The 25,252-nt window shown below is 43.2% G+C and carries 22 protein-coding genes; 17 read left to right on the top strand and 5 right to left on the bottom strand.

Annotated features, from left to right (window positions below):
• Window positions 1–9 precede the first annotated feature (9 nt).
• The 4 genes from WQ57_RS00775 to WQ57_RS26050 all read left to right on the top strand — a co-directional run bounded on the left by WQ57_RS00775 (window position 10) and on the right by WQ57_RS26050 (window position 4,667).
• The gene (locus WQ57_RS00775; protein ID WP_046521802.1) at window positions 10–1,023 is read left to right on the top strand and encodes a YheC/YheD family protein; all 1,014 of its coding nucleotides are present in this window, start codon (window positions 10–12) and stop codon (window positions 1,021–1,023) included.
• A gap of 81 nt (window positions 1,024–1,104) precedes the next feature.
• On the top strand, window positions 1,105–1,566 hold the full coding sequence (locus WQ57_RS00770; RefSeq protein ID WP_046521801.1) for a CotY/CotZ family spore coat protein: 462 nt from the start codon (window positions 1,105–1,107) through the stop codon (window positions 1,564–1,566).
• A gap of 175 nt (window positions 1,567–1,741) precedes the next feature.
• Complete coding sequence (locus tag WQ57_RS00765; protein ID WP_084820097.1) at window positions 1,742–3,058, top strand: YheC/YheD family endospore coat-associated protein; 1,317 nt, start codon at window positions 1,742–1,744, stop codon at window positions 3,056–3,058.
• A gap of 43 nt (window positions 3,059–3,101) precedes the next feature.
• Complete coding sequence (locus tag WQ57_RS26050; protein WP_084820096.1) at window positions 3,102–4,667, top strand: YheC/YheD family protein; 1,566 nt, start codon at window positions 3,102–3,104, stop codon at window positions 4,665–4,667.
• Window positions 4,668–4,779: 112 nt separating this feature from the next.
• On the opposite strand, the gene WQ57_RS00755 is transcribed toward WQ57_RS26050, so the two are convergent.
• Complete coding sequence (locus WQ57_RS00755) at window positions 4,780–5,196, bottom strand: hypothetical protein (protein ID WP_046521799.1); 417 nt, start codon at window positions 5,194–5,196, stop codon at window positions 4,780–4,782.
• A 276-nt stretch (window positions 5,197–5,472) separates the two neighbouring features.
• Here WQ57_RS00755 and WQ57_RS00750 point away from each other — a divergent pair, with 276 nt between their 5' ends.
• From WQ57_RS00750 to WQ57_RS00735, 5 genes are all read left to right on the top strand, one after another.
• A complete protein-coding gene (locus tag WQ57_RS00750) occupies window positions 5,473–5,769 on the top strand; it encodes a hypothetical protein (protein ID WP_156183012.1) in 297 nt (98 codons plus the stop codon).
• A gap of 216 nt (window positions 5,770–5,985) precedes the next feature.
• On the top strand, window positions 5,986–6,330 hold the full coding sequence (locus WQ57_RS00745) for a hypothetical protein (RefSeq protein ID WP_046521797.1): 345 nt from the start codon (window positions 5,986–5,988) through the stop codon (window positions 6,328–6,330).
• 116 nt (window positions 6,331–6,446) lie between these two features.
• On the top strand, window positions 6,447–6,608 hold the full coding sequence (locus WQ57_RS26930) for a hypothetical protein (RefSeq protein WP_173427520.1): 162 nt from the start codon (window positions 6,447–6,449) through the stop codon (window positions 6,606–6,608).
• 364 nt (window positions 6,609–6,972) lie between these two features.
• Complete coding sequence (locus WQ57_RS00740) at window positions 6,973–7,296, top strand: hypothetical protein (protein ID WP_241481451.1); 324 nt, start codon at window positions 6,973–6,975, stop codon at window positions 7,294–7,296.
• A gap of 366 nt (window positions 7,297–7,662) precedes the next feature.
• A complete protein-coding gene (locus tag WQ57_RS00735; protein WP_046521795.1) occupies window positions 7,663–8,709 on the top strand; it encodes a YkvI family membrane protein in 1,047 nt (348 codons plus the stop codon).
• A gap of 54 nt (window positions 8,710–8,763) precedes the next feature.
• Here the strand turns inward: WQ57_RS00735 and WQ57_RS00730 are convergent, their stop codons facing one another.
• The gene (locus WQ57_RS00730) at window positions 8,764–9,735 is read right to left on the bottom strand and encodes a glycerophosphodiester phosphodiesterase family protein (protein ID WP_046521794.1); all 972 of its coding nucleotides are present in this window, start codon (window positions 9,733–9,735) and stop codon (window positions 8,764–8,766) included.
• Window positions 9,736–10,177: 442 nt separating this feature from the next.
• On the opposite strand from WQ57_RS00730, the gene WQ57_RS00725 reads away from it, so the two are divergent.
• Window positions 10,178–12,460, top strand: coding sequence for a glycoside hydrolase family 3 protein (locus WQ57_RS00725; protein WP_046521793.1), 2,283 nt, complete (start codon window positions 10,178–10,180; stop codon window positions 12,458–12,460).
• A gap of 23 nt (window positions 12,461–12,483) precedes the next feature.
• Here WQ57_RS00725 and WQ57_RS00720 read toward each other — a convergent pair whose 3' ends face one another.
• On the bottom strand, window positions 12,484–13,407 hold the full coding sequence (locus tag WQ57_RS00720) for an AraC family transcriptional regulator (protein ID WP_046521792.1): 924 nt from the start codon (window positions 13,405–13,407) through the stop codon (window positions 12,484–12,486).
• A gap of 143 nt (window positions 13,408–13,550) precedes the next feature.
• On the opposite strand from WQ57_RS00720, the gene WQ57_RS00715 reads away from it, so the two are divergent.
• The 5 genes from WQ57_RS00715 (at window position 13,551) to WQ57_RS26440 (ending at window position 20,349) form a co-directional block, all read left to right on the top strand.
• A complete protein-coding gene (locus WQ57_RS00715; protein WP_046521791.1) occupies window positions 13,551–15,674 on the top strand; it encodes a glycoside hydrolase family 3 protein in 2,124 nt (707 codons plus the stop codon).
• A 129-nt stretch (window positions 15,675–15,803) separates the two neighbouring features.
• Window positions 15,804–16,706 (top strand): AEC family transporter, encoded by a 903-nt coding sequence (locus WQ57_RS00710; protein ID WP_046521790.1) that lies wholly within the window; start codon window positions 15,804–15,806, stop codon window positions 16,704–16,706.
• A 134-nt stretch (window positions 16,707–16,840) separates the two neighbouring features.
• Window positions 16,841–18,277 carry an MFS transporter gene (locus WQ57_RS00705; RefSeq protein WP_046521789.1) on the top strand — a complete coding sequence of 479 codons (1,437 nt, stop codon included), beginning with the start codon at window positions 16,841–16,843 and terminating at the stop codon, window positions 18,275–18,277.
• Window positions 18,278–18,316: 39 nt separating this feature from the next.
• Complete coding sequence (locus WQ57_RS00700) at window positions 18,317–19,495, top strand: M20 family metallopeptidase (protein WP_046522014.1); 1,179 nt, start codon at window positions 18,317–18,319, stop codon at window positions 19,493–19,495.
• A gap of 689 nt (window positions 19,496–20,184) precedes the next feature.
• Entirely contained in the window at window positions 20,185–20,349 is a 165-nt protein-coding gene (locus WQ57_RS26440; RefSeq protein ID WP_156183010.1) for a hypothetical protein, read from the top strand.
• A 127-nt stretch (window positions 20,350–20,476) separates the two neighbouring features.
• Here the strand turns inward: WQ57_RS26440 and WQ57_RS00695 are convergent, their stop codons facing one another.
• The gene (locus WQ57_RS00695; RefSeq protein ID WP_046521788.1) at window positions 20,477–21,100 is read right to left on the bottom strand and encodes a flavodoxin family protein; all 624 of its coding nucleotides are present in this window, start codon (window positions 21,098–21,100) and stop codon (window positions 20,477–20,479) included.
• Window positions 21,101–21,290: 190 nt separating this feature from the next.
• Window positions 21,291–22,187: an EamA family transporter gene (locus tag WQ57_RS00690; protein WP_046521787.1), complete on the bottom strand. Its 897-nt coding sequence runs from the start codon at window positions 22,185–22,187 to the stop codon at window positions 21,291–21,293.
• A 186-nt stretch (window positions 22,188–22,373) separates the two neighbouring features.
• Here WQ57_RS00690 and WQ57_RS00685 point away from each other — a divergent pair, with 186 nt between their 5' ends.
• Both WQ57_RS00685 and WQ57_RS00680 read left to right on the top strand, forming a co-directional pair.
• Window positions 22,374–23,066 (top strand): response regulator transcription factor, encoded by a 693-nt coding sequence (locus WQ57_RS00685; RefSeq protein WP_046521786.1) that lies wholly within the window; start codon window positions 22,374–22,376, stop codon window positions 23,064–23,066.
• Window positions 23,044–25,248: a histidine kinase dimerization/phospho-acceptor domain-containing protein gene (locus WQ57_RS00680; RefSeq protein ID WP_046521785.1), complete on the top strand. Its 2,205-nt coding sequence runs from the start codon at window positions 23,044–23,046 to the stop codon at window positions 25,246–25,248. The genes WQ57_RS00685 and WQ57_RS00680 overlap by 23 nt, the downstream gene beginning before the upstream one ends.
• Window positions 25,249–25,252 lie beyond the last annotated feature (4 nt).

The raw sequence follows: 25,252 nt of genomic DNA, 5'->3' as shown, positions 1-25,252 counted from the left end.
GGGATTTATGTGACACTAATCGGTATGCTTCACTACAGGAAAAAGCCTTACCATGAAAAAAAGGCCTATGCATGCGCAGCTGCTGCAAAGATGGAGGGAATTCCTTTTGTTTACTTTTCTTATCGGGGAGTTAATCTTGAAGCCCGGAAAATAGAAGGCTGGATTTACAGCAAAGGTAAATGGGAGCAGCGAATAATGGACTTCCCTCAAGCGGTAATCAATATCAGCAAGCCGAGGACAGGTTGGCAAAAGAAAATTTACAGGAAATTAAAAGAAATGGTGCCATTCACCAGTCAACCTGTTCCCAACAAAATGAGAGTATACCGGGCTGTTAAGAAAAAGGGCGATTTCTCTGGTTTTCTCATTCCTACATTCCCTTTAAAGAAAACGAGACGGTTATTTGAACTTTTGGGCCAGGGACAAAGAATTGTCATCAAGCCATTTTCAGGAAACAAGGGCAAAAAAATTCTTTTTGTGAAGGCAATAAATGAGGATGAATTTAAAATAATTGACGGTACTGAAGAAAAGGTACTTGATTCAACCCGGTTCCATTTATTAATTGGAAAGCTAAAAAAGGAACAAAAATATTTGTTCCAGCCATTTATTGAATGTAAAACTGATAGTGGCCAATCATATGACTTTCGCCTTCATGTTCAGAAAAATGGGTTTGGTGAATGGGAAATTAATCTCATTTACCCGAGAATCAGCGGGAGTGGGAAGCTGATCAGTAATATCAGCGGCGGAGGGTATCGTGGAGAATTAGAACCATTCCTAAAGGAACAATTTGGCGACGAATATTTCAATATCAAAAGGCTGCTCGAACAGTTCGCGCATGCTTTTTCCTGCCATCTGGAAGCAGTCTTTAATCGCAGGTTCGATGAACTTGGCATTGACGTCGCAATTGATTCGCATCATAAACTCTGGGTTTTTGAGGTCAATTGGAGGCCGGGTTCCCAGCACAGGGAATTTGAGGTGGCAAAAAGGACCGTTAAATACGCGAAATACCTGGCGACTCAGCATTAGTCCATTTTACGTCCAAAAACTCACCTCCCTAAATTCTTGTCATAATATAGAGGTACAGAGACAGTTTGAGGGAGGTGTACCATGGAAAGCAGTCATAACCGACCTAATATGGGTAACTGTATTGGTGACGCACTATTTGAATTAAAGAAACTTCAGGATTTTCTGGCCGAAACTTCAACACCCTTTCTTGGAAAGTTACTTGGGAAACTTGTTGGGTCAGATACAATACCCTTTATCCTCCTAACCAAAAATGGAATTTTTGAATGGGAAGGTATCGTATATAACGAAAAAAAGAAATCGCAAGAATGTTTTACTACTAGTTTTTTCCGGATTGATTCCATAGAAAAAGGATCTTCCTGCGCAAAACTGACAATACTTCGTCCGTACAATATTCACAAAGAACCTGCGAAGCTGCTTTGTGATGTAGTAAAGCTGGAGAAAACGCCGATATGTATTGAAATCGACATAAGCTGCTTTTGCGGAATCCAGTGCCTGGATACGGAACTATTGAAAAGAAAAATCATATGCGAACCAAAATGGTAGAGAAAGCATCCAGTTTATTGGATGCTTTAATTGTAAATACAGGTTGTTGGGTTTACCCTGAAATTCACCCCCAAAGTTATTTCCCAGCGTTTGCAATAAGGAAGCCAAAAGTAATGAAAAAACACAGGCAGAAAACCTCTTTTTCCATAGTTTATACATGAAGGGTTAAAGGAGGATGAGTATGCGCTTTTGTTATATGGAGAGCATTGGAAAAAACGATCTGATACTTCCAGAAAGTATGCAAAGCCATTTTATTGAACTAACCGAACCTATGAAATTTGCTTTCGGAAAATTTAAAAAAGAAGTGAAAATCAGCTTTTCCGCAGACATTGGAAGCGGAAGCATAGGCATCCATAAACAATTTGCCGAGGGGTTCCCAATACCAGTCGAAGTTGATTTTAAGTGGAGGATTGAACAGGGAACCTTTTTTGTCGGTCCGGTAATTGCTTTTATATTCAATAGCCAGGCACAAAAGATTTCTCCAAAAAGGTTAAGGAAAATGAAAAAATATACTGCTCCTTACAAAGAAGTGGGCGGCCTGTTTATCATAAGTTCAGCAGATTCCATTGATTTTGAGAACAAAACGATTGGCGGTTATTGTTTCAAACCTGGAGGACTTGGTAAAAAAGATACTTGGGAATCGGGCATTTTTCCTTTCCCGGAGGTGCTGTTTCGAAGAGGAAAATCTCAAGCTCTTGATCAATTATCGGAAGCGATGGAGGGGAAAGCTTTTAACTATCCTTTATTAAATAAATGGCAGCTTTATGAAAAACTGTCCGATTCACCGGAGGTCATTCATTACTTTCCGGAAACTGCCCAGTTAGTGGAAATAGACAGAGTTTTTGATATGCTCGATCATTTTAAAGCGGTTTATATAAAACCAGCTGGGGGTATGAAGGCGGCCGGCATTTATACAGTGACGCTGGCAGGAGATAAATATGCGGTTAAAGATACTAAAAATCATACAAAACACCTAGATTATGATAATTTCACCGCTTTCATGGACTCCCTTAATGAATCGCCTCATATAGCACAACAGCCAATTCTTAACAACGATTTAAATAGAAATATTGTGTTCAGGGTGATACTCCAGAAAAACGAAGAAAAGACTTGGCAATGCACGGGAAGTTATGCCCGGGTAGGAGTTGATGGGAGTATTGCCACAAACCGGATCTTAACGGATTGTTTCCTGTCAACACCCCAGGCATTAAGAAAGATTTATAAGCTAAGCAAAAAAGCGGCTAAAGAAAAAAGGGAAGAAATAATTGACATGTGTAAAAAAGTCTGCAGGGTGCTTGAAGACAAGAACATCCACTATGGAGATGTGGCTTTCGACGTAATGCTTGATTCTAATTTACGCATATGGCTTATTGAACTTAATAACCGATCACATAATCATAGCAGCCCTTTAACGACCATTAAGAATCACCAAATGTATCGGCGTGTTGTAGCTGCCCCTTTGGGTTATGCCAGTGCATTGGCTGGTTATTAGCATCAGGCAGTACTTAAGGATATTGTAAAAAGTAGGTGCCATTATGATCTCGTTCGAGGAGTTAATAAGTAAGTGGCAAAAAACAAAGGTCTTGAGAAAGAGCGGTGAAATAAAAGGCTATATACCAGAAACTAAGTGGCTGAATAAAAAAAATCTAAACACTATGCTTGAAAAGCATCAGGCCGTATTTGTTAAACCATCCCATGGTACAGGGGGGAGCGGTGTTATCAAGGTCCAAAAGAGTGGGGATGAAAATGAACCAATTTATACTTACCACTATGTGAAAAAAAACAAGACATTTAAGACATTTGACAAACTATACTCATCCTTAAAGCGGAAGACAAAAAAAATTCAAAAAACAAAAAAGCGCGCAAAGGGCAGGTATATGGTACAGCAGGGGATAGAGTTGCTAAAATATGAAAACAGATCCTTCGATATTAGAGTCATTGTTCAGTTAAACAATGACACGAAAAAATGGGAAGCAACCGGGATTTTAGCAAGAGTAGGGCATCCGGCGAAAATCGTCACGAACTACTCAAGCAGCGGAATCCCCATAAGGTATGAGCAGGTAATGGGCAGCTTCCTTTCCGCCGAAGAACTTTTGGTCCATAAAGAGAAGCTTGAAAAACTGGTCGTTCAAATGGCCAATCGTTTATCCGAAACATGCAATCAACTGAGAATACTTGGTTTTGATATTGGATACGATGAAAACATTAAACCTTGGTTGATTGAGGTTAATCTTGAGCCTCGATTTAAAAGTTTTAAAAAAACAGATATGGAAACCTATAAAAAAATAGAATCCAACTTTACAGGCTACCGCGGAGAAGAGCCTATCGAGATTAAAAAGAAGAAAAGAAAAAGGAGCAAGTGGAAATTAAAGGATGTATTGGAGAAACACAGTGAGTTCCAACAGTATGTTCCGGAAACCCAGTGGTTTAACAGTACGAACCTGTCGGATATGCTAGACAGGCACCAAATGGTATATGTTAAGCCGGATAATTGGAGTTTTGGCAGGGGTGTAATAAGGGTGGAGCATGTACAGAAAGAGGATGGTTCCGATCAGTATATGTTTCAGATTGAAACAAAAATCTATTCTTATAATACGTTTGCTGATTTATTTTCATCATTGGATACTGAAATAAAAGATATGATGAAAAAACGGAAAGCCAAAAACAAAAAATATATTATTCAAAAAGGAATTCATTTATTAAAGTATGAAGGACGGATTTTTGATTTGAGGATCATGGTGCAGCGGACTCCCGATTATGAGTTTGAGGTCACCGGCATTCTCGGACGCGTGGCCGATCCGCATAGGATTGTCACTAACTTTCACAGTAATGGGGAGGTTTATCCTGCTGAGCATTTATTAGCGCAGCATATGGATGATGAAAAATTGCAATCATATATAGGAATGCTGAAGAAAATAGGAGGAAATCTAGCTCCATTATATGATTTAAATGCCATTGGTATTGATATCGGAGTTGACCAGGATTTTCTTCCATGGATCATTGAAGTCAACATCTATCCAGACCCCTATGTGTTTAATGAACTAGAAGACAAAACCATGCTTAACAGAATAATAGAGCTTCGCACACAGTGGAAGAAATAGCATAGGGACGGTTTGCTTCTTTTTGAAGCGCAATAACCGTCCCTATGTTTTTGCTTTACATACGCCCTGTTAATATATACAACAATGGTGTTCCGGTAAAGTTTTGAAAATTTTACTCCTCCCTCGCCCCCGCATTATAATGTCTGACACTCCTGAACCACTTTTTCTTTTTCAAGTATTTTTCATTAAGAACAAGGACTTTCCCGTTCTCGGCCGCTGCGTATTTGCGGTAAATGGAGTTGTATTTTTCGAAGGCGAAGTGCCCTGCGATATAGGTTGGCATGATAATGGCCATGAGAATAATTACATTCAAAATGAAAGGAAAGTCATGCCCGAGAATATAAATTCTCATTACCGCCTGAGAGGCAAAGGCAACCATTAAGATGATCACCACATTGCAAATATGAAAAGCGAACACACTTCTATCTTCACGAAACATTCGCTCCAGTTCATTTTTAAATGTTAGTGTAATGAACACTGCAATCACAATGAAAATAAAGGAAACAAAATACGTAAAAACAGTTACCATTTTACCCGTTCTCCTCCCAATATTATCCTCTTTCCAGCATTGTATCATAACCCATGGAAAGAATCCTGAAGTAAGAGAGTGCATGGTCTCAGTAGTCTTCGTATCAGCAACCAGTTCTCCTGTATTTTCTATTTGGGTAATGAAGGAAAGCAAGAAGGTTGTTTCGGGTGAATGAATAGAAGATAATAACCATATTGTTTAGTGTAATTTCAGGGAAGAAGAAGCAAAGGAGATGTGCCTTTGCTTCTTTTAAAACATATAAAAGGAGAAGATGGAATGTTTAATGAAGAATATGAACATCTGTTGAAGAAATCTATCAAAGTTGCACCAGACTGGTTAAAGGAGGATGTCGAGAGCATTGTGGAAAAGGAACCTAGTGCTGGCATCAGCTATCTGATTTCTGAGTTGTTTCACACGTATACATTTGGGATCAGACATATCCTATCGGCAAGACATCTAACCAGTGAATGGTCACAGATCTCAAGAGAACGATTGAATATTATCGATAATAACATCGATATTATTGTTGCTCTTTATCATGAAGCAAAGAAGAGAAACAAACGAATAATCTAAAACCTGAGCCCCCTTGCTGCTTGGTATTTCTTTATTACCTCATATGTGTCCTTAGTACTTAAAATCATGCCGCTTCTATTGTACCCTGGGTGGGGAAGATGAAAAATAGAAAAAAGGGATGCATAAAAAGCTTTTAAACTCAATATGACAGGGTATGAGAAAAGGAAGGAATACATCAAAATGCAGGGATAAAGCAGCAATGAAAAAATCAACAACGTGCATCGTCTTAGCATCTCTGCTTTCTGCCGCCGGGGTGCACTTACTGTAACAGCTTATAAAAAAAGACAGAATGAATACGATGAGGAATTAATTGATACGGAAAATTGGGAAAATCAACAGGAAGCAGCGGTAGCCATTGCGAAAGTATTGGAAGGTGATTGGCAGGCACGTATGGCCCTTGCATGGAAATTGATTAAGGAGAATCGGACCAATGAAGCAGATAAAATTATCTGCCTAAAAACATTGACACCAAAAGATCCAAAACAGCAGGAACCAGACCTCGTTGAAACGGATGTCAAGAACAGTGGTAATGTCCTTGGGGATCCTTATGTGTTGAATTAAGGAATCTGTCCTTTTGGAAGACTGAAAAGGGAATAACCTGTGCATCATCCCCTCACAATGATTAACCTCCCTCCTCAAAGGGAAAACTTATAAAAAAGGCTGAGGAGGAGAGAGCAATGAGTGGGAACAAAGAAAAATCCAGGAATCCTCAACAACAGTTTCAATACAACGAGTCATTCGAGGAAACCCAAACAGATAACGGCCTGGAATCAGTGGCAGAAGGCTGCGACTTCGCAGAAGGAGAAAAAAACAAATCCCCACACTGCGAAGAATCCTGACCGGTGCCTGACCCCCATCACAGTAAAGCGCTAAATGGTGCCTGACCCCCAGTACGGTGACGTATTAACGTAGTGGGGGTCAGGCACTTTTTGTCAAACTTTGTCCATTTATTCAATCTCCCAGAGGTGATCATCCATGAAATAATGATAGTACTCCTCATATTTTCCCCTGGCTCCTACACCAGGCTTTTGGACAACCTCTTTCCCACAACTTTATATTTCTTCAATTTGGTATCTTTTTCTTTCATCCCATTTCACAAAAAAATCCACAACAAGAGTGGCAGCCCAAACAGAATATTTATGTCCGCTTAATTTTTAGGCCAAGAACATGCATGGTGGTTTATTTAATTTATAGGAGGGTAAAATGATGGGTCACGATATTATGGGTTACAATAAAGCAGGAGCAGAAATTGCTTATGCTCGTTTCAGTATGGGAAATTACAATGCTTTGATTCTGTATAATTTACTTGAGGCAGAAAATTATTATGCAGGAGTCAGCGGCTGTGGGGATTTCTCAACCTTCTCCCTGCCACATATGGAAAAGGCCTTAAATAAATACCATCAAAAATATGGGAAAAGGGGATCCGGCGGAGAAGTAGATTGGGACCTAAAACAAATTCGGGATTTTATTGAAAACTGTTTAAAAACAGCACAAAAAGAAGGAAGTATACGTGTGTATTTTGGCTAGGACCTTGGTGTCCTGATTGGCCTGACTCCAAGTAAAATCTTAAACAAGTAGTACGCCATCTTTTGAGCCAGGGTGAGGAGGAACCTGGAACAGGCTAACAACCAACATACTTCAAGAACGGTATAATCATGCCAAATTCAATGAAATAGTATTACCACTTCTACATACCACTTTTCAATTTCCCCTTTTGTATCTTCACTTGGAACGACCGATCTCCACAATAATTGTAAAAGTGTGAAACCAATCCGGAGAAAACGGTGCAGGAAGAATCATCGAGATGTGTCCACGCTGGAAGCATAGGCCACCCTTTGCTTCTGTAAACTTTTCCATTATACTGAACAAACGGGCAACTAGAGGGGGATGCGTATGAAGAGAGTTTTGAAAATTGGGAGTGCTTTTATAGGTGTAATTGTAGGGGCCGGGTTTGCCTCAGGTCAGGAGGTTCTTCAGTATTTTACTAGTTTTGGCCTGATGGGAACCCTTGGGGCATTGGTGGCAACTGTTTTATTTGCTTATGCCGGGATGACGCTTGTTTGGCTCGGAAGCAGCATGAAAACGGGCTCACACAAGGATGTCATCTATAAGGTAAGCGGAAGGTATCTGGGTGTCATCATTGATTATATTCTTATCTTTACGCTATTTGGTGTAGGTGTGGTCATGATTGCGGGTGCAGGATCCAATCTGAATCAGCAGTTTGGTTTGCCGGTTCTGTTGGGGACTAGCCTTATGACCCTTCTGATTCTTTTGACCGGAATGCTGAAGGTGGACCGGGTGGTAGGAATCATTAGCGGGATTACGCCATTCCTGATTTTATTTGTCGCAATTATTTCCGTGTATAGTTTCTTGAACATAGACGGATCATTCGCCGCTTTGGATTCTACCGCCAAGGAACAGCCGACGACTTTGCCTAATTGGTTTATTTCGGGCATCAATTATGTGTCCTTTAACACGGCAGTTGGAGCTTCGATGGCGATCGTAATGGGGGCGGCGGAAAGCAATCGGAAAACGGCCGCTTTAGGTGGATTGGTCGGGGGAATCGGACTGGGCATTCTTATCGTGGTAAGCCATCTTGCTATTTTTTCCAAAATTGACAGTGTTGGAGGCATGGACATGCCGATGTTAATGATCGTCAATAATCTTTCACCTGTCCTGGGGACCATTATGTCCATAATCCTTTTTGCGATGATCTTCAGCACGGCGATCAGCATGTTTTATTCCTTTGTGGCTCGTTTTACCGCATTGGGCACTCCAAAATTCAAAAAGTTTTTCGTTGGAACGATGATTGTGGCATTTGCGGCCAGCTTTGTCGGGTTTACAGAACTTGTCAGCTATTTTTACCCGCTGATTGGCTATCTTGGCATCGTCCTGATTGCCGTCTTGGTTTATGCACCAATTCGAATGAAGAGAATTTAGAGCTAGGGGACGGTTCTCCTGCCTCATTTGAGGCAGGAGAACCGTCCCTTTGTTTTACTTAATAATCGGAGCAATTATATCGACCCGATTGGTCCATACCATTCCGTTGTAGCCGGCAGGAATGCGCTCGACGTCTTGTTTGTCGTCGAAGCCTTCCGACCATCCGCCATTCCCTGCAACCAGAACGACTCTCGTATTCGAATCATCCATCCTGTTTAGAAACTTTTCAGGATATCCCCATAACCACGGAGCAATCTTCTCGGGAATATGCAGCTGTGTATTTTCACAGGCTCCAGGTATATATCCTGTCCAGCCCCCGGCGATATAAGGAATCAGACAGCTTTTCATCGAATCCATCGACATGACCCGGAGGTTCGGTAAATACTTCTTTAATGCGTCGATTGGATGATTTCCTCCATACGCTGATAATTGGCTGATTCTTTCATCAGGGAAGGCTGAAAGATACTCCGCTAATTTCACTCCCTCATTCGCATCATCGCTTTTGATGTTGATTAAGAATTCCTTGTCAGGGAAATGGATCAGCACCTCATTTAGTGTTGGCATCAATCCAATTCCTTTGCCGCGAAAAGGATAGGTTTTGCCATTATCGGCTGTATACCCGTAGCCAACATCCAATTTCTTTAACTCCTCCATCGTATGGTCCCTTGTGACGCCCTTTCCATCCGTGCGGCATTCCAGTTTCCAATCATGAAAAACGGCAAATTCCCCATCTTTCGTAGGATGGATATCCAGCTCGACAACATCTGCGCCCGCCTCAAATGCAGCCTCCATTGAGGGAATCGTATTGCCGATATAAGGATGCTCAGGCTCAAATATCCGTTCTGCTGTACAAGTATCATTCTGGATTCCTTCCATCGGATACGTTTGTGACATTGCAACATGCGCGAGGAGGGTAGGGTCTCCGCTGCGTTCTTTCGTAAAAAGATTGCTATTGTTGGCGAACATAAATAGAACCAACAAGAGAAAGATCAGTGCTGTTCGTTTTAATGCTCTTTTAAATTTCACGTTACATGCTCCTTATTCATCTAAAATCAGCCGGCCATTGGTGAGATCGTCTAATATTACTATATAGTAATAATTGGGCTGTTCAACAATATATCATTAAAAAACAATGATAAATAAAGTGGTGAGGCTTCACACGGGCACTCCAGTAGGACTAACTGCTCAAATATTATGAATCTTTTAATTTATATATTGTTTCTGTAGTTGGTAATATGATAAGCTACTACTAATTAATTTGTTAAGTAATCTAATGAATTAATCCTTTTATCTACTACATGGTGGTTTAGCTGCTAAAAATGGTAACGCATACATAATGACTAAAACCCGCAACCAAAAGTTTGCAAATAGAGAGTTTTTTTAGCAAATTTGGAAGCGCATTCAAAGGGAGGTACCTGCCATATTAGCAGCTTGACAATAATTTAATTAAAAGAGGGAGGAAGAAAAAATGGCTTCAATTTCTAAACAGATTAAAAAATCGTTAAAATTGAGGAAGAAGATTCTGGCAACTGCACTTACTCTATCATTAGTGGCTCCAGTAATTGGACCAGCCGCAAGTTTTGCAGATGACCAGGGGTACACGGGTAATGAGGGGGAAGCTTCTCCGTATACCGGTTTGGGAGCCATCACTACTTATAAAGTGAAAGCAGCAGAAGGCCAGCCGGAAATTGAAGTAGCTGAGCAAGACCGGATTCTTTCGCTTGATGACAAGAAATTCAGAGATGCAAATGATAATCGGCGATTAGACGCTTACGAAGACTGGAGAAAGCCGGTTTCGGAGCGTGTAGCCGATTTGATCAGCAGGATGACCATCGAGCAAAAAGCAGGAATGATGTACATCAATACCCACACTCCGGCATTGAATCCGGCGGACGGGAAATTTGTAACCGATTCCAATAGCAGAATGATTACTAACAGTAAATTACGCCACGTTATATACCGACAATCGCCAAACGTAGGGGATGTGGCCAATTATAATAACCAATTGCAGCAATTGGCTGAAGGTCTGGAGCTGGGGATTCCGGTCGTTGTAACTTCAAACCCAAGAAACTCTGCTTCTACGGACTATACCAATATCACGAATGCGACCGACCAGCATACTTTCTGGCCAGGAACATTGGGGTTGGCAGCAGGAAGAGATGTAGAAGCAGTAAGTGAATTTGCCGAGATTGCCCGCGAGGAATGGAGAAAGGCTGGAATCCGCAAGGTGTACGGCTATACCGCCGACATTGCGACAGACCCGCTTTGGGCAAGAATCCAGGAGACATTCGGAGAAGATCCAAAACTTACTGGAGACATGATATATGAAGTCATTAGTGGATTCCAGGGTGATGGTCACACTCTTGACTCGGACAGTGTGGCGATTACGGTGAAACACTTCCCTGGCGGCGGTGCCCGCGATGATGGAAAGGATCCTCACTTTGAGGACGGCAGCTTTAATATTTTCCCTACGGAAGGAAGCTTGAAGAAGTATCATATTCCACCGTTCGAAAAAGCGGTTGAAGCGAACGTCTCTTCTGTTATGCCTTATTATGCATACCCAAGTAATGAGAGTGCGGATCAGGGATTGCCATGGTTCAGTGAAACCCAGCAATTTGAAGAAGTGGGGATGACGTTAAATAAAGGGATGCTCGATTACCTGCGTGCTCCTATCAGTGAGGGCGGTCTTGGTTTTAATGGGTATGTGAACTCTGACACGGGGGCCGTTGCCGGCAGCGCATGGGGTGCAATGCATCTTTCGGATGTAGATAAAGTTGCAAAAGCAGTCAATGCCGGTACCAATCTTATTTCAGGCGGAGGCACGCCAGGGTTGGTCATTGAAGCAGTTAAAAGCGGGAAACTATCAGAGGCAAAAATTGACGAATCCCTGGCCTATACCTTAACGGAAATGATGAATCTTGGCCTGTTTGAGGATCCGTATGTCAATCCGGAAGAAGCGATTGCGGTTGTGAATGATGAAGAACATAGAGCTGATGCTTATGAAGCCCATCAAAAGTCGGTCGTACTGATGCGCAACGATAAAATCAAAGGACAAAAACTGCTTCCTCTAACTGAAGAAAGGCTTGAGGAAGTCAAACTGTATGTCGAAGGATTTGTCGGTGTTGCCGCTCCAAGAAATCATCAAAATCCTGGGCAGTATATCATCGATGAATCCGAAAAGCAATCGGCTGCCTTTACAGAGAACCTGAAAGAAAAACTTGCAGAAACATACCCGAACATCACGATTGTAGACAGCCTTGATGAAGCAACACTTGCTTATGTTTATGTAGAACCAGTACAGTCCAACTGGGATAACAATCCGCGCATTACCGTCGGCCCGGAAACTGGGGTCACCGATGTAGATGCGATTGTTGACATCCAGAAAACAGTTCCAACCATTACGGCTGTTAACTTTACGAACCAATGGCTGATTAATGAGCTTGAACCAAATGCTGCGGCATTCATCGGCACTTTCGGCACCCTGCAGGAAGCTGTCTTTGATGTAATCACTGGGGAATTCAATCCGGTTGGAAAACTTCCATTCGCGATTCCAGCCAGTGCGAAAGCTGTAGAACGGGAAGTAGGGGACGTACCAAGCTTTGCGCCTGAAGAGTATAAACATTTCACTTACAGGACCAAAGGCGGCGACAAGTACGAGTACGGATTTGGACTTTCCTTTAATGAAGGTCAAACAACTGGCAAACCAGCCCATGCCGGGGACACAGGAAAGCCTGGCCACTCTAATAAATGATACAAAGGGACGGTTCTTCTGCCTCATTTTGAGGCAGAAGAACCGTCCCTGGTTTGCATTTTTTTCGGTGAAAGATTGTATTCTTTTTTAAAGAGTCTGTAAAAGCTGGAATAATCGGTAAAGCCGCATTTGAGTGCGATATTCTCAATGGACAGCTCGTTTTGCTTGATCATCGTCACCGCATTGGATAGACGTTTCAAGGTGACATAACGATAAAAAGGAAGATACATCTGCTTTTTAAAGTAATGGGAAAAATAGTATTTATTCAAATGAAATTCATTGGAGACTGTGTCCAGGCTTAAGTCAGGATGTGTTAAATGCGTTTCAATGTACTCCAGGATCGCAGCTAATCTTTGATCAGGCTCTTCTGTATGACTATACTCTGAAAGACTGCTGGTAGGATTGAAAATGACTTGGAGCACCTGAAATAGCAAGTAATGAATCGTAAACGTAAAATGTTCTTCGCCCTTCTTGATTTTATCGGTAATTTCCTGCAGCAAAGAGAGGATGTCCTTAAAGCTTTTATTGTCCAAATGGTTCACATAGGATGCTTGTGTTTTTTGAGAAAGGATATTTTCGTGCAACGAAGGTGAACTTGCAGAAAAGTCTGCCAGCAATTGCGGACTGATCGTTAAAATGATCCGTTCATAATCATGGAGATCCTTCACATTGGCTTTATGCACCCCATAGGCAGGGACAATCACCACATCCCCTTTTTTAAGTGTATAGGTTTTCCCTTCACAAAAAAATTCACATTCCCCATCTATAAAGACCAAAATCTCCATTACATCGTGACTGTGCAGGCTGAATAATGAATCAAATTGCGAAAACAATTGCTGGGCCGATTCGTTATGCTTTTCCAGCAGGATATAGGTTTCATTGTGCTTGCTAAAGTCATAAATTTCAAACTGGTTCATGACAGGCATAAAAATGGATTGTTCGCTCATAGCTCCTCCTCTCAGACAGCAAGATTTACAATATATTCAGCAAAAAGTATCAAGTTTTTTTAGATTATTGCTGTTATTATAACAAATAATAGGAAGAAATCATCACTAGATTTCCACTCTAAGGTTTTTTAGGAGGATTATTTGTGGCTGAGAATCAAAAACAACCTGAATTGCAGGTTCGCGTAAAGAACATCATTGAAGTCGATGGACTGAAATTTAAGGATTTAAATAACGATGGCAAGCTTGACCCTTACGAGGACTGGCGGTTAAGCCCGAAAGAACGCGCCGAAAATCTGGTCTCATTAATGAATCTTGACGAAAAGGTTGGCATGATGCTGATCAATACGCGTCCGATGGGGCTTTCGCAAAAAGATAAAGAAAAGACAAGCCATAACGGCGTACTGGATGAAGCTATTGTAGAAAAAGGCGAAACGATTTTTGCCTTGGAAAAAGTCTATGGCACGACTCATACCATTGAAAACATGAAATTGCGCCACTTTATTTTAAGAGACAACTGGAGCCCGGCTGAAATGGCCGAGTGGGTCAATAAGATGAACGAAGTGGCCGAGGGAACCCGCCTTGGAATTCCTGTTCTAATCGCCTCCAATTCCAGAAACGAAAATACGGAATTCATCTTTGGAATGAATGATGCTGCCGGAATTTTCTCCACATGGCCAGGAACGCTTGGACTTGCGGCTGCGGCTAAAGGAGACATCAAAAATGGCGGAGATGCTTCGCTCATCAGCCAATTCGCGGAAATCGCCCATGATGAATGGGAAGCGACCGGCATCCGAAAGGGTTATATGTACATGGCAGACGTCGTTACCGACCCTAGATGGCAGCGCACATACGGAACGTTCGGGGAAGATCCGGAATTTGTTTCCGATGTGATTGGCCGAATCATAGATGGGTTCCAGGGAAAAGAGTTTGGCAAACACAGCATTGCGATGACCACCAAGCACTTCCCGGGCGGCGGAGCACGTGAAAATGGCTTTGATCCTCACTATGCAGAAGGAAAGTGGAATTTATACCCAACTCCTGGAAGCCTGGAAAAGTATCATTTGCCGCCGTTCAGGGCAGCAGTTGAACACGGTACATCGTCCATGATGCCGTACTACTCGATTCCAAGCATCAAGAAAAGTGTGGTTCAGGAATTCGAAGGCGAGGACATCCCGTTCGAAGAAGTTGGATTCACGTTTAACCATTACTTCATTAACACCATCCTAAGAGAAAAACTCGGATTCAAAGGCTATATAAACAGCGACAGCGGAATTACCAGCAAAATGGCGTGGGGCGTCGAGCACTTGAGCGAAGCGGAACGTTTTTCGAAAGCGGTCAATGCTGGCACCGATCTGGTTGCCGATACGAATGATATTAAAAATCTGAAAACAGCCATTGAAAACGGCTGGATCAGCGAAAAGCGTATCAATGAAGCCAATGTTCGCCTTCTGACGGAAATGTTTGAATTAGGATTATTTGATGACCGTACGTATGTATCACCAGAACATGCGGCTGAAGTTGTCAATACACAAGCACATTGGGAAGCGGCGTACGAAGCCCATAAAAAATCAGTCACTGTCCTGAAGAACTCGAATGAAACCTTGCCTTTGACAGCTGAAAAGCTTGACGGCAAAAAGGTTTATATCGAAGTTTTCCATAAAGAAACAGAACGTGCCGAATCTTACACAAAAGATGCACGGAAAGCCTGCGAGGAGCTTGGGCAGTTCACGCTGACCGAAAACCATGAGGAAGCTGATGTGGCGATTTTATTCCTTCATCCTAAATCGGGTGCTTACTTCAATGCAACACCTGGGCTGCTGGAGCTTGAGATCTGCGAGAATAAAACAAACACAGCTTTAGATGGAACCACCTATGACGAAACGACATTGACTGGCATCGGTCATCTCAAGGAAGTGGCAGACAGCGTCCATGCTCGCGGCGGCAAGGTGATTATGAGTGTAAATGTCATTCTGCCTTGGATTCTTGGAAATGCCGAGCCATTAGCGGATGTGCTGATTGCTGGCTATGACACATACTATAAAGCTCAATTGGAAGTGATCGCAGGAAACTTCAAGCCAGTCGGTGTGCTGCCATTGACCCTGCCGGCAAGCGAAGAGGTGATTGCCGTTAATGAAAATGGCGACTGCGTCTCACCTAATGACGTACCAGGTTATGACAAGGACAAATACATGCCGGAAGGCCTTCAGTATGCCTACAAGGACAGCGACGGAAATGTTTATAAACTTGGGCATGGATTGAGATTTTAAGGCAAGAAGGGAAGAAGCATGGGGGGATTTCACCCTGTGCTTCTTTACTTTATAAGGGTTGCTTGTGAGCAGCATTCATTTATTTATGATCCAAATTACAGGAAGAATAGTTGTTAGAGGAGTCTTTTTATGAACCAGGAATTTCTTTATGTCATCATCATCATTGCGCTTGGTTATGTGTTAAAAGTGTTAGGCGTTTTGCAGGAAAAAGATGGGGAGGTTATTTCAAAAATTATTTTTAAAATAACCCTTCCAGCCTTGGTTATTGTTACTTTCCATTCTGTAAACATAGAAATATCTTTAATCCTGATTCCAGTATTGGTCTTGCTGTTTGGACTGCTTACGGCAGTTCTGGGCATCCTGTTTTTCAGGAATGAAAACCGGGAACTGAAAGGCTCTTTCCTGATGCTGTCCGGATTCAATGTTGGTTTATTTGCTTTCCCCCTGATTGAGGCCATTTGGGGAATACAGGGGTTAACCTATTTCAGCATGTTTGATATTGGAACTTCTTTTACTGTCTTTGGCATTGCCTATATTTTGGGAAGCTATTTTTCAGAAGAAGGCTTGCGTCTTAAACCGGTTGAAATTCTAAAAAGACTTGGCAAGTCCGTTCCCTTGATGACCTATTTGATTGCCAGCGTGCTGAATTTCGCCCATATCCAACTGCCTGACCCTGTCATTAAGGTGGCCGGGATCATCTCTGCTGCAAACATGCCATTATCGCTAATATTATTAGGTCTGTTTTTGAATTTTAAAGTGGAGAAACAATGGATAAGGCCCATGTTGAAATTCCTGACATTCCGTTACGGTCTGGGGCTGCTGGTTGGCCTGCCTTTATTCTTTTTCCTTCCATACGATGAGAAGTTCCGGACCACCATGCTGATTGGCCTATTGCTGCCCTGCGCCGCATCCGCCCTCACTTTTGCCGTCGAATTTAAATACAGGACAACCAGTTTAATCGCAACGATTTCGAATATAACCATTATCATAAGCATGGTGATTTTGTATATCTTCGCCAACTTTATTATATAGAGCAGAGGGACGGTTCTCCTGCCTCAATGAGGCGGGAGAACCGTCCCTCTGCTTTTTTAGATTAACTTGGAAGAAAGCTGCAAATAATAACCTGGAATCTGTATTAAATCACACATCATAAGGGAGGTTCCATTTTGGAAGCAGCAAATTATCAAGGCACTAATAAATTGATTACCGGGATTGTGTTCGGCGTTATCACGTTCTGGCTTTTCGCCCAGGCAATGGTGAACGTGGTTCCGGCCGTCCAGGAGGATCTGGGCATTTCACTTGGTACATTAAACATTGCCATAAGCTTAACGGCTTTGTTTTCGGGAATGTTCATCGTCGCTGCCGGAGGGCTGGCGGATAAAATCGGCCGAAAAAAGATGACCTATATCGGATTAATCTTAAGTGTGATCGGCTCCCTATGCCTTGTCCTGTCGCAAGGATCGATTTTACTGATTATCGGCCGTGTCATTCAAGGGCTTTCGGCAGCATGCATCATGCCTGCCACGATTGCGTTGATGAAAGCTTATTTTGAAGGAGCAGAACGTCAGCGTGCGCTAAGTTACTGGTCCATCGGATCATGGGGTGGATCAGGCGTCGCGTCCTTCGCAGGCGGCGCAATTGCAACGTATTTGGGATGGAGATGGATTTTCGTCTTTTCGATCATTTTCTCCTTACTCGGGATGTGGCTCCTTAAAGAAACGCCGGAAAGCAAAGGCGAATCAACGGGTGCTTTTAAATTCGATTACACAGGATTAGTCATTTTTATCATTACGATGCTTGCTCTTAACATATTTATCACGTTTGGCGCAGACTTGGGTTGGACAAACCTGATTACCATCGCTCTTGCGTTAGTGGCCATCATTGGGGCGATTGTTTTTATCAAAGTGGAGAAAGGCAAGGAAATCGTCCTGATCGACTTTTCTTTATTTAAAAATAAGCCATATACAGGTGCCACCTCTTCCAACTTTCTGTTAAATGCGATTGCCGGTACCCTTGTTGTGGCAAATACTTATGTGCAGGTAGGCAGGGGTTTTAGTGAATTTCAAACAGGAATGTTATCATTAGGGTATTTAGTAGCTGTACTTGCCATGATCCGTGTCGGCGAGAAAATTTTACAAAAAGTTGGCGCTAAAAAGCCGATGGTGTGGGGAGCGCTGATTTCAACAGCAGGGGTCGGCATCATGGGGTTAACATTTTTGCCTGACTTCGCTTATACAGTCGTCGTGTTTATTGGTTTTTCTTTATTTGGACTTGGACTTGGTATTTATGCGACCCCATCGACAGATACATCGGTATCCAATTCCCCAGCCAACAAAGTGGGGGAAGCAGCCGGCATTTATAAAATGGCCAGTTCGCTCGGCGGTGCGTTCGGCGTTGCGATTTCGGCGACTGTCTTTTCTACGATTTCGGCAGCCGGAAATGTGGAGTTGGCCGCAACGGCAGGAATCATCGTAAATGTCCTGTTCGGTGCCCTAGCCATTCTGTCCATCATTTTTATGGTTCCAGGCGATGCAGGGAAAACAGGCATTGAGAAGGAACTGACCAATCCTCCTGGGCAGCCGGAACCAGAACCCACCCATTAAAATGAAAGGAGAGTGTATAAGGTGTTACTGAATGAACTTATGGAGAAACTGGATGAAAAAAAAGACCGCATCATTGAAATTCGCCGCTATCTGCATGAGCATCCTGAGCTTTCCTTCCAGGAAGAGCAAACGGCCAAATACATTGCCGATTTTTATAAGGATGTCCCGGTGGATTCAGTAGAGACGAACTTTGGGGGTGAGCGTGGCATTGTTGTGACCATTAAAGGGGCGAAGCCAGGTAAAACCATTGCCATTCGGGCCGATTTTGACGCCTTGCCAATCAAGGAAGAAACAGGTCTGCCTTTTGCCTCTAAAAACGAAGGTGTTATGCATGCTTGTGGCCATGATGGCCATACCGCCTATATGCTGATCCTGGCCGAGTCACTTGCCGAGATGAAGGATCAATTAAGTGGGAGTATTCGTGTCATCCATCAGCCAGCTGAAGAAACGCCTCCAGGCGGGGCGATCGGAATGATTAAAGCTGGCGTGCTGGATGGAGTTGATGCAATTCTTGGGATTCATGTGATGAGCAACATGAAAACCGGCAATATTTACTACAGAAGCGGAAATACACAAACAGGCAGATCTTATTTTAAATTAGTGGTGCAAGGGAAAGGCGGTCATGGGTCATCTCCCCATTTGGCAAACGATGCTATTGTGGCAGCCAGTTCTTTTGTCATGAATTTGCAGACCATCGTCAGCCGCCGAATAAATCCGTTCGATACCGCTTCGATTACGATTGGCAATTTCGATGGCAAAGGGTCATTCAATGTCATCAAAGATGCCGTGACGGTTGAAGGAGATGTCCGCAGTATGTCTCCGGAGACACGGGAAATCATTGAAGAAGGTGTACGGGGATTTGCAGAAGGATTGGAAACATCATTTAAGGTAAAATCCATTTTTGAATTTGAAAATGATTATCCGGTTCTATACAATGATCCGGACGTAACACAACAGGTCCGGCAGGCACTTGAACAAGCAACCATTCCTGAAGTGGAAGCGGTTTTGGAAACACCGCCGCAGCCGCCATCAGAGGATTTTGCCTACTATCTGGAAAAAGTACCAGGCTGTTTCTTCTATGTCGGTGCAGAACCTGACACGGGTGAAGCCTATCCGCATCATCATCCAAAATTCAATATCAATGAAAAAAGCCTGATTATAAGCGCCAAAGCAATGGCAGCTGTCGTGGCTTCGTTTTGTGGAGGCAGCGAGAGTTAGAGCGAATTTGGGGAATCGAGTTCTAAAGAGGGACGTATTCGGACAGGATGAACTGGAAACCTGAGGGTCGAGTCCTAAATAGCTCCTGATTCGAACAGAGGAGGCCGGCAGAAAGGGGTCGAGTCCGAATAAACGTACGATTCGGACTGAACAACCTGGATCAGGCGACTCAAGTCCAAACCCTGCTTCATGACGGAAATTCCATAGCCTAAACTGGAAAACCTGCATCCCCACTCGCGGATGCAGGTTATTTCAGCGTTACGTTACAAAAACTAATTACACTATGTGCTGAATGCACAACAAACTCCTAACCCCCTCGCAACCTTGTTTTCCATTCAAATCAACAATGAAGCTCCCGTCCTCAAACTCCAGCCAATTCAAGCAAACAGTTTAATCTACTTACACTATGTACTAAATACACACCCTAAAACCCACCCACCTCGCCCACTGACATACCATAAAACCACTTACACCTCTCACGTCCCATGTCTGTAAAAACCCAAAACAGGGTCCTACTGCTTCCAAAATTCCAAGCCAATACAAGCAGTCAAAGACAGCGGGACTCTTTACCTATTTTACTGAAAATTTTAAACAAATGGAGTATTTTGCGAAAGGGGTGGGTATTACAGTGAACGTATTTGTTATATTTCTTTGGGCATTAGAAAGTGAAGGGAAGGGAGAACGAAGGCATGTTAATCGTAAGGCGTTATTTCTTGGATGAAGCAGAAAGGTACCGTTTAGAGGAGTCTGTTTTGGATGGGAACAGCAGGCTTAGCCCGAACCAGGTTTACAAGATGGATGATAAGGAATTGATTTCCGTCTATGAAGCCTCTGAAAGCAAAGTCGTTGGGTAGAATCAAGCGGGGCTCAAGCTGAAAAAGCGTTTAAAGAGGATAGCTTAGCTGCCATCCTCTTTAAATGAACCCCACTGTTGTAGCGGATCACTTGAATTATACCATCTATGCTGCATCTTAACGTCCATTATCCAAGCGTATTCCCCTCGGCAGGGATTGGCTCATTTTTCAGCATGCCTGCCAAATGAAAAGTATTGTAAGCGAGCCGTTTAATCGCTGCGTTCGTGAACTCATTCTCGCGCCCGGAGTCCAAATAGGATGGACCTGGCCCAGCTTCCCCAACCCAGTAGGCGTCCACGTTTGGAGGGATGACAAATCCGATATGGGAAAGGCTGTAGAGAATCGAAGCAGCTGAATGTTTGGCACCGTCTTCATTCCCAGTCACAACCGTACCGCCGACCTTGTTATAGAAAATCGCCTGGCCTTTTTCATTGGTTGTACTGCTGCTGGCATAAAGACGCTCGATCGCCTGCGTGGCAAGGGAACTCTTTTCACCAAGCCAAATAGGCGTACCAATGATCAGAATATCGGATGCTTTAACTTTTTCCAAAATACTCGGCCATTCATCCCCATTTCCCATGTCTTCTGCCATTCCAAGAGCAATGTTGAAATCAGCTAACCGGATGATTTCGGATTCGACTCCGAGCTTATTAAAATGGAATTGCACATCATTCATGAACCCCTCCGTATTGGATGTTTCATCAGATTTTTTTAATGAGCAGTTTAAAAATAACGCTTTTAGCGGCTGCATTTTGGGACTCTCCTTTTACATGTTCTCATTTGTCGAATACCCTAAAGAAACCACTTAAAACAAACATTTTATAGAAACCTTGTCCGCATAGCGTTCCTCCGTCTTTAGACCGGGCCACAGGTTTTACTTTCGGGAAAATGGCCCCTCCATCAACAAAAAAAGCCCCCTTGCAGGAGGCAAATTTGGTAGACTAATAACGTTTTCTCATCCGGATAAAATTCGCTCCGAGTTCATTTAAGGCAATCGCGATCAAAATGATCGATATGCCCACCCACTGAAGCGGGGTGACGATTTCTGACAAAATCAGGCTGGCTGACAAGATGGCAATCGGCAACTCAACTGATGTCAGGATATTGGCCACTCCCCCCGGAATCAAAGGGGCACCTACCGCGTAAAACAATGGTGGAAGGACCGCACCAAATAACGAAACTCCAAGTGCTGTCGTTAACAGATTGGCCTCCAGCGGGAGTACAGTCGGGATGTCACGCATGAACAGGACAAGGATTAAAGTGGCTGAACCTGTCACCATTAATGAACTCCGCGTCAACGGATCCACGTTTACAGCGACCTTTCCACTGAAAAAAATAAAACCTGCATACGTGAATGCAGATAAAATCCCCAAAATCACCCCTTTTACAGGCAATCCCTGTATGTCACCGTGGATGATATTGGAAGCGAAAAAGACCCCGATTAAAATCAGGATGATGGATAGAAAAGTTTGCGGTGCAGGTTTGACTTTGCTGAAAGCCCATTCTAAAAGGCTGCCGATCCAAACAAACTGGAACATCAAAATGATCGCCAATGATGCCGGCAGATATTGCATCGAGCCATAATAAAAAACGCTGGTTAATCCAATCAAACAGCCGGTCATCATGATCGGAAGAACATTCTTTCTGTTCACTCCTCTGAAACTCGCGCGTTTAATCAAGGTCAGAGACCATAATAAAAATGCTGAAATCAGCATTTGGACGATATTGATCTGGCCAAGCGAGTAACCGTAGCTAAACCCCAATTTGGCAAATATCGGCGTAAAGCCAAAGCATCCAGCACCCAGCAATACAAACAAAATACCTTTATTGAATTTCATTAACCCTACCTCCGTGTTGCTAAAAAACTTACTATACTATCTTATCATATTAATAGGAAGATAGAGATGCATTCCATGCGTCTTTTTTTGCTTATAAGCATATTAAGAAATTCTTAAGAAAAATCCTGCTGGATTGTTAAGTTTTTTCCGGTAGGATAAGAATGTAAGGTTTAGGGGGGAGAACGGATGGACCAATATTACGTCCTGGTTGTTGATGATGATAAAGAGATAAGAGATGCAATCGAAATCTATTTGCGAAATGAGGGGATTACCGTCCTCAAGGCAAAGGACGGAATCGAAGCACTGGAAATCCTGAACGAACAGGCTGTCCACCTGATTGTGCTTGATGTGATGATGCCGCGGCTGGATGGAATTTCAGCCACCTTTAAAATTCGTGAAAAACAGAATATCCCAATCATTATCCTGAGTGCCAAAAGTGAAGACACAGACAAAATTTTGGGCCTTCAGGTAGGAGCGGACGATTATGTGACCAAGCCATTCAACCCGATGGAGCTGGTTGCGCGCGTTAAATCCCAGCTGAGAAGGTATGTCACGCTCGGTACGTATCAAGGCATCAAAAAAGTGGTGGACCTAAATGGCCTTGTCCTTGACCAGGAAGCAAAGGAAGTAAAGCTTCATGGCGAGCATGTCAAGCTGACGCCAATCGAGTATAAAATAGTGGAACTGCTGATGCTCCATGCGGGCAGGGTGTTTTCCATCAATGAAATTTATGAACGGGTCTGGCAGGAGCCTGGCTATAATGCCGAAAATACAGTGGCGGTACATATAAGAAAGATTCGCGAAAAAATTGAGATTGATCCTAAGAATCCAAGATTATTAAAGGTGGTATGGGGCATTGGATACAAAATGGAAAAGTAGGGCATTGGCGGCCGCCTGGCTGATATTTTTTACCTTTGGGTTAAGCGGAATGCTGCAGCTGTATGTCAAAGCAAACGACTATCTTGGCAATGACTATTTTGACAGCATGGAGTTTCATGATCAAATGAATCAGTTTGTCCAATATCTTGGCCTGTTTGAACTGAATCAAATGACTCTGGAGGAGGCAAAAAAGGCCATCACGGTAACGGATGAGGAGATTCAGGAACATCGCCATCGCTACGGCAATTTAGTGGAACAGGTCAACACCATTAACACCCAGTACGAAGAGCAGATTAATGATGCCGAAGGAGCCGGCAACCAGGAGGCAGCCGACCTGTACAAGGCGGAACGGGAAAAGAAGATTGAAGACATTACCAATAACTTTAAAAGTGATGATCATGTCAGGCCGAAGGTAGTCGCAGAGAAAGAAAAGCAGCTGGAGCAATTTTACCTGCAAAAGGAGAGACTCCGTCGGGATTATCTGCCATATAAAGATGACTTTGTTTATTATTTTAAAGACACCGCCTCCGGCGAGGAATACAGCAATCTTGAAAAATCTGCAGGGGAATCCTATCAGGAGGCATTCAATAAGCAAGATTTTCTCTTTAAAACAAGCAATTTGTACAGTAATGACTTTTTTTATACTTACGGACTTGGATTTGAAGAGTCCATCGATTCAATGATTCCCGAAACAACGTACGAAGGGCTGATTGGGATTCCCAAATCCCTGTCTTCTTCCCATCCGATCATGGCTGGCTACGATAATTTTTACAAAGGGCAGATCATTTTCTACATGGTTTCTCTGGCAGGGTTTGGGGCGCTTGTTTTAAGTCTGTTTGTTATTAGAAAAAGACAGATTATTCCTGCCGAGATAGAAAGCTTTAGGCCCTACTATGAAAAATTGCCGCTTGATGCAAGACTGTTCCTCCTTTTCATATTGGGGTTGGCCGGCGTTCCTTTTCTTTTCATCGCTGGAGATAAGTATACCTATTTATATAATCCGGTGGATGCTGTCGAACTATTGATTGCTCTTGCGGGAGCAGCATTTTTTGTCGGAATCTTCCTTCTGCAGGCCAGGTTTCTCTGGCCTTCATTGAAGTCCTGGACAAAAATAAAACAGGAGTGGGAACGGGCGGTTATTTTTCGGGGCTGGAAGGAGATCGCTGCACTATACTCCGGACAAAGCTTTGGCCGACAAGCGGGAATCGGTTTTCTGCTTTTATTTGGCCTCGGCTTTCTGGCTATAGTGGTGATTGCCTCGAATCCTTATATACTTCCCATTTATGTGATGCTGTATCTGTTAGCAGCTGCTGCGATTTTCGTCCTTTTCGTAAAAAAAGTCCGTTATTTCAGTGTAATTATTGAACGGACAAATAGCCTTGCTGCGGGACAGCTTGGGCCTGACCTTCCTGTAAAAGGAAAGTCAGTACTTGGAAAGCTGGCGGAAAATCTGAATCAATTGAAGCAGGGAGTTAAAAAATCGCAAAGCGAGCAGGCCAAAAGCGAGAGGCTAAAAACCGAGCTGATCACCAATGTCAGCCATGACCTGAGGACCCCGCTGACCTCCATCATTACGTACACCGAGCTTCTTAAAGCGGCGGAGCTTCCTGAAGAGGACCGTTCAGCCTATCTTGAAATCATTGACAGAAAGTCGAAGCGTCTGAAGGTGCTGATTGATGATCTGTTCGAGGTGTCGAAAATGGCAAGCGGGAATATCGAGCTCAAGAGGGAAAAGGTGGATCTTGTCCAGCTGCTGCAGCAGGCGCTTGCTGAGCATGACAGCTCCATCCATTCTTCAGGACTGCAGGTTCGGATCAGCCAGCCGGATGCGCCGGTTCATGCCCTTGTGGATGGCCAGAAGCTTTGGCGGGTGTTTGATAATTTAATCGGGAATATCCTCAAGTATTCACTCGAAAATACGCGCGTGTATATTTCGGTGCAGGCTGTCGGTGATTTTGCAGAAATTACGTTTAAAAATGTATCCAAATATGAACTGAGCGAAAATGTGGATGAGCTTTTTGAGCGATTCAAACGCGGGGATACATCCCGTCATACGGAAGGTTCGGGGCTTGGGCTGGCAATTGCCCAGTCCATTGTGGACCTGCATGGAGGTTCTCTGGATATAGAGGCAGACGGTGATCTGTTTAAGGCCAAAGTCAAAATAAAAATGGGAACGGAATGAGATG

This window comes from Mesobacillus campisalis, assembly GCF_000986785.1.
Lineage (GTDB): Bacteria > Bacillota > Bacilli > Bacillales > Cytobacillaceae > Mesobacillus_B > Mesobacillus_B campisalis.
The sequence above is the reverse complement of the archived record's forward strand: the minus strand, read 5'-3'. Positions and strand labels throughout refer to the sequence as shown.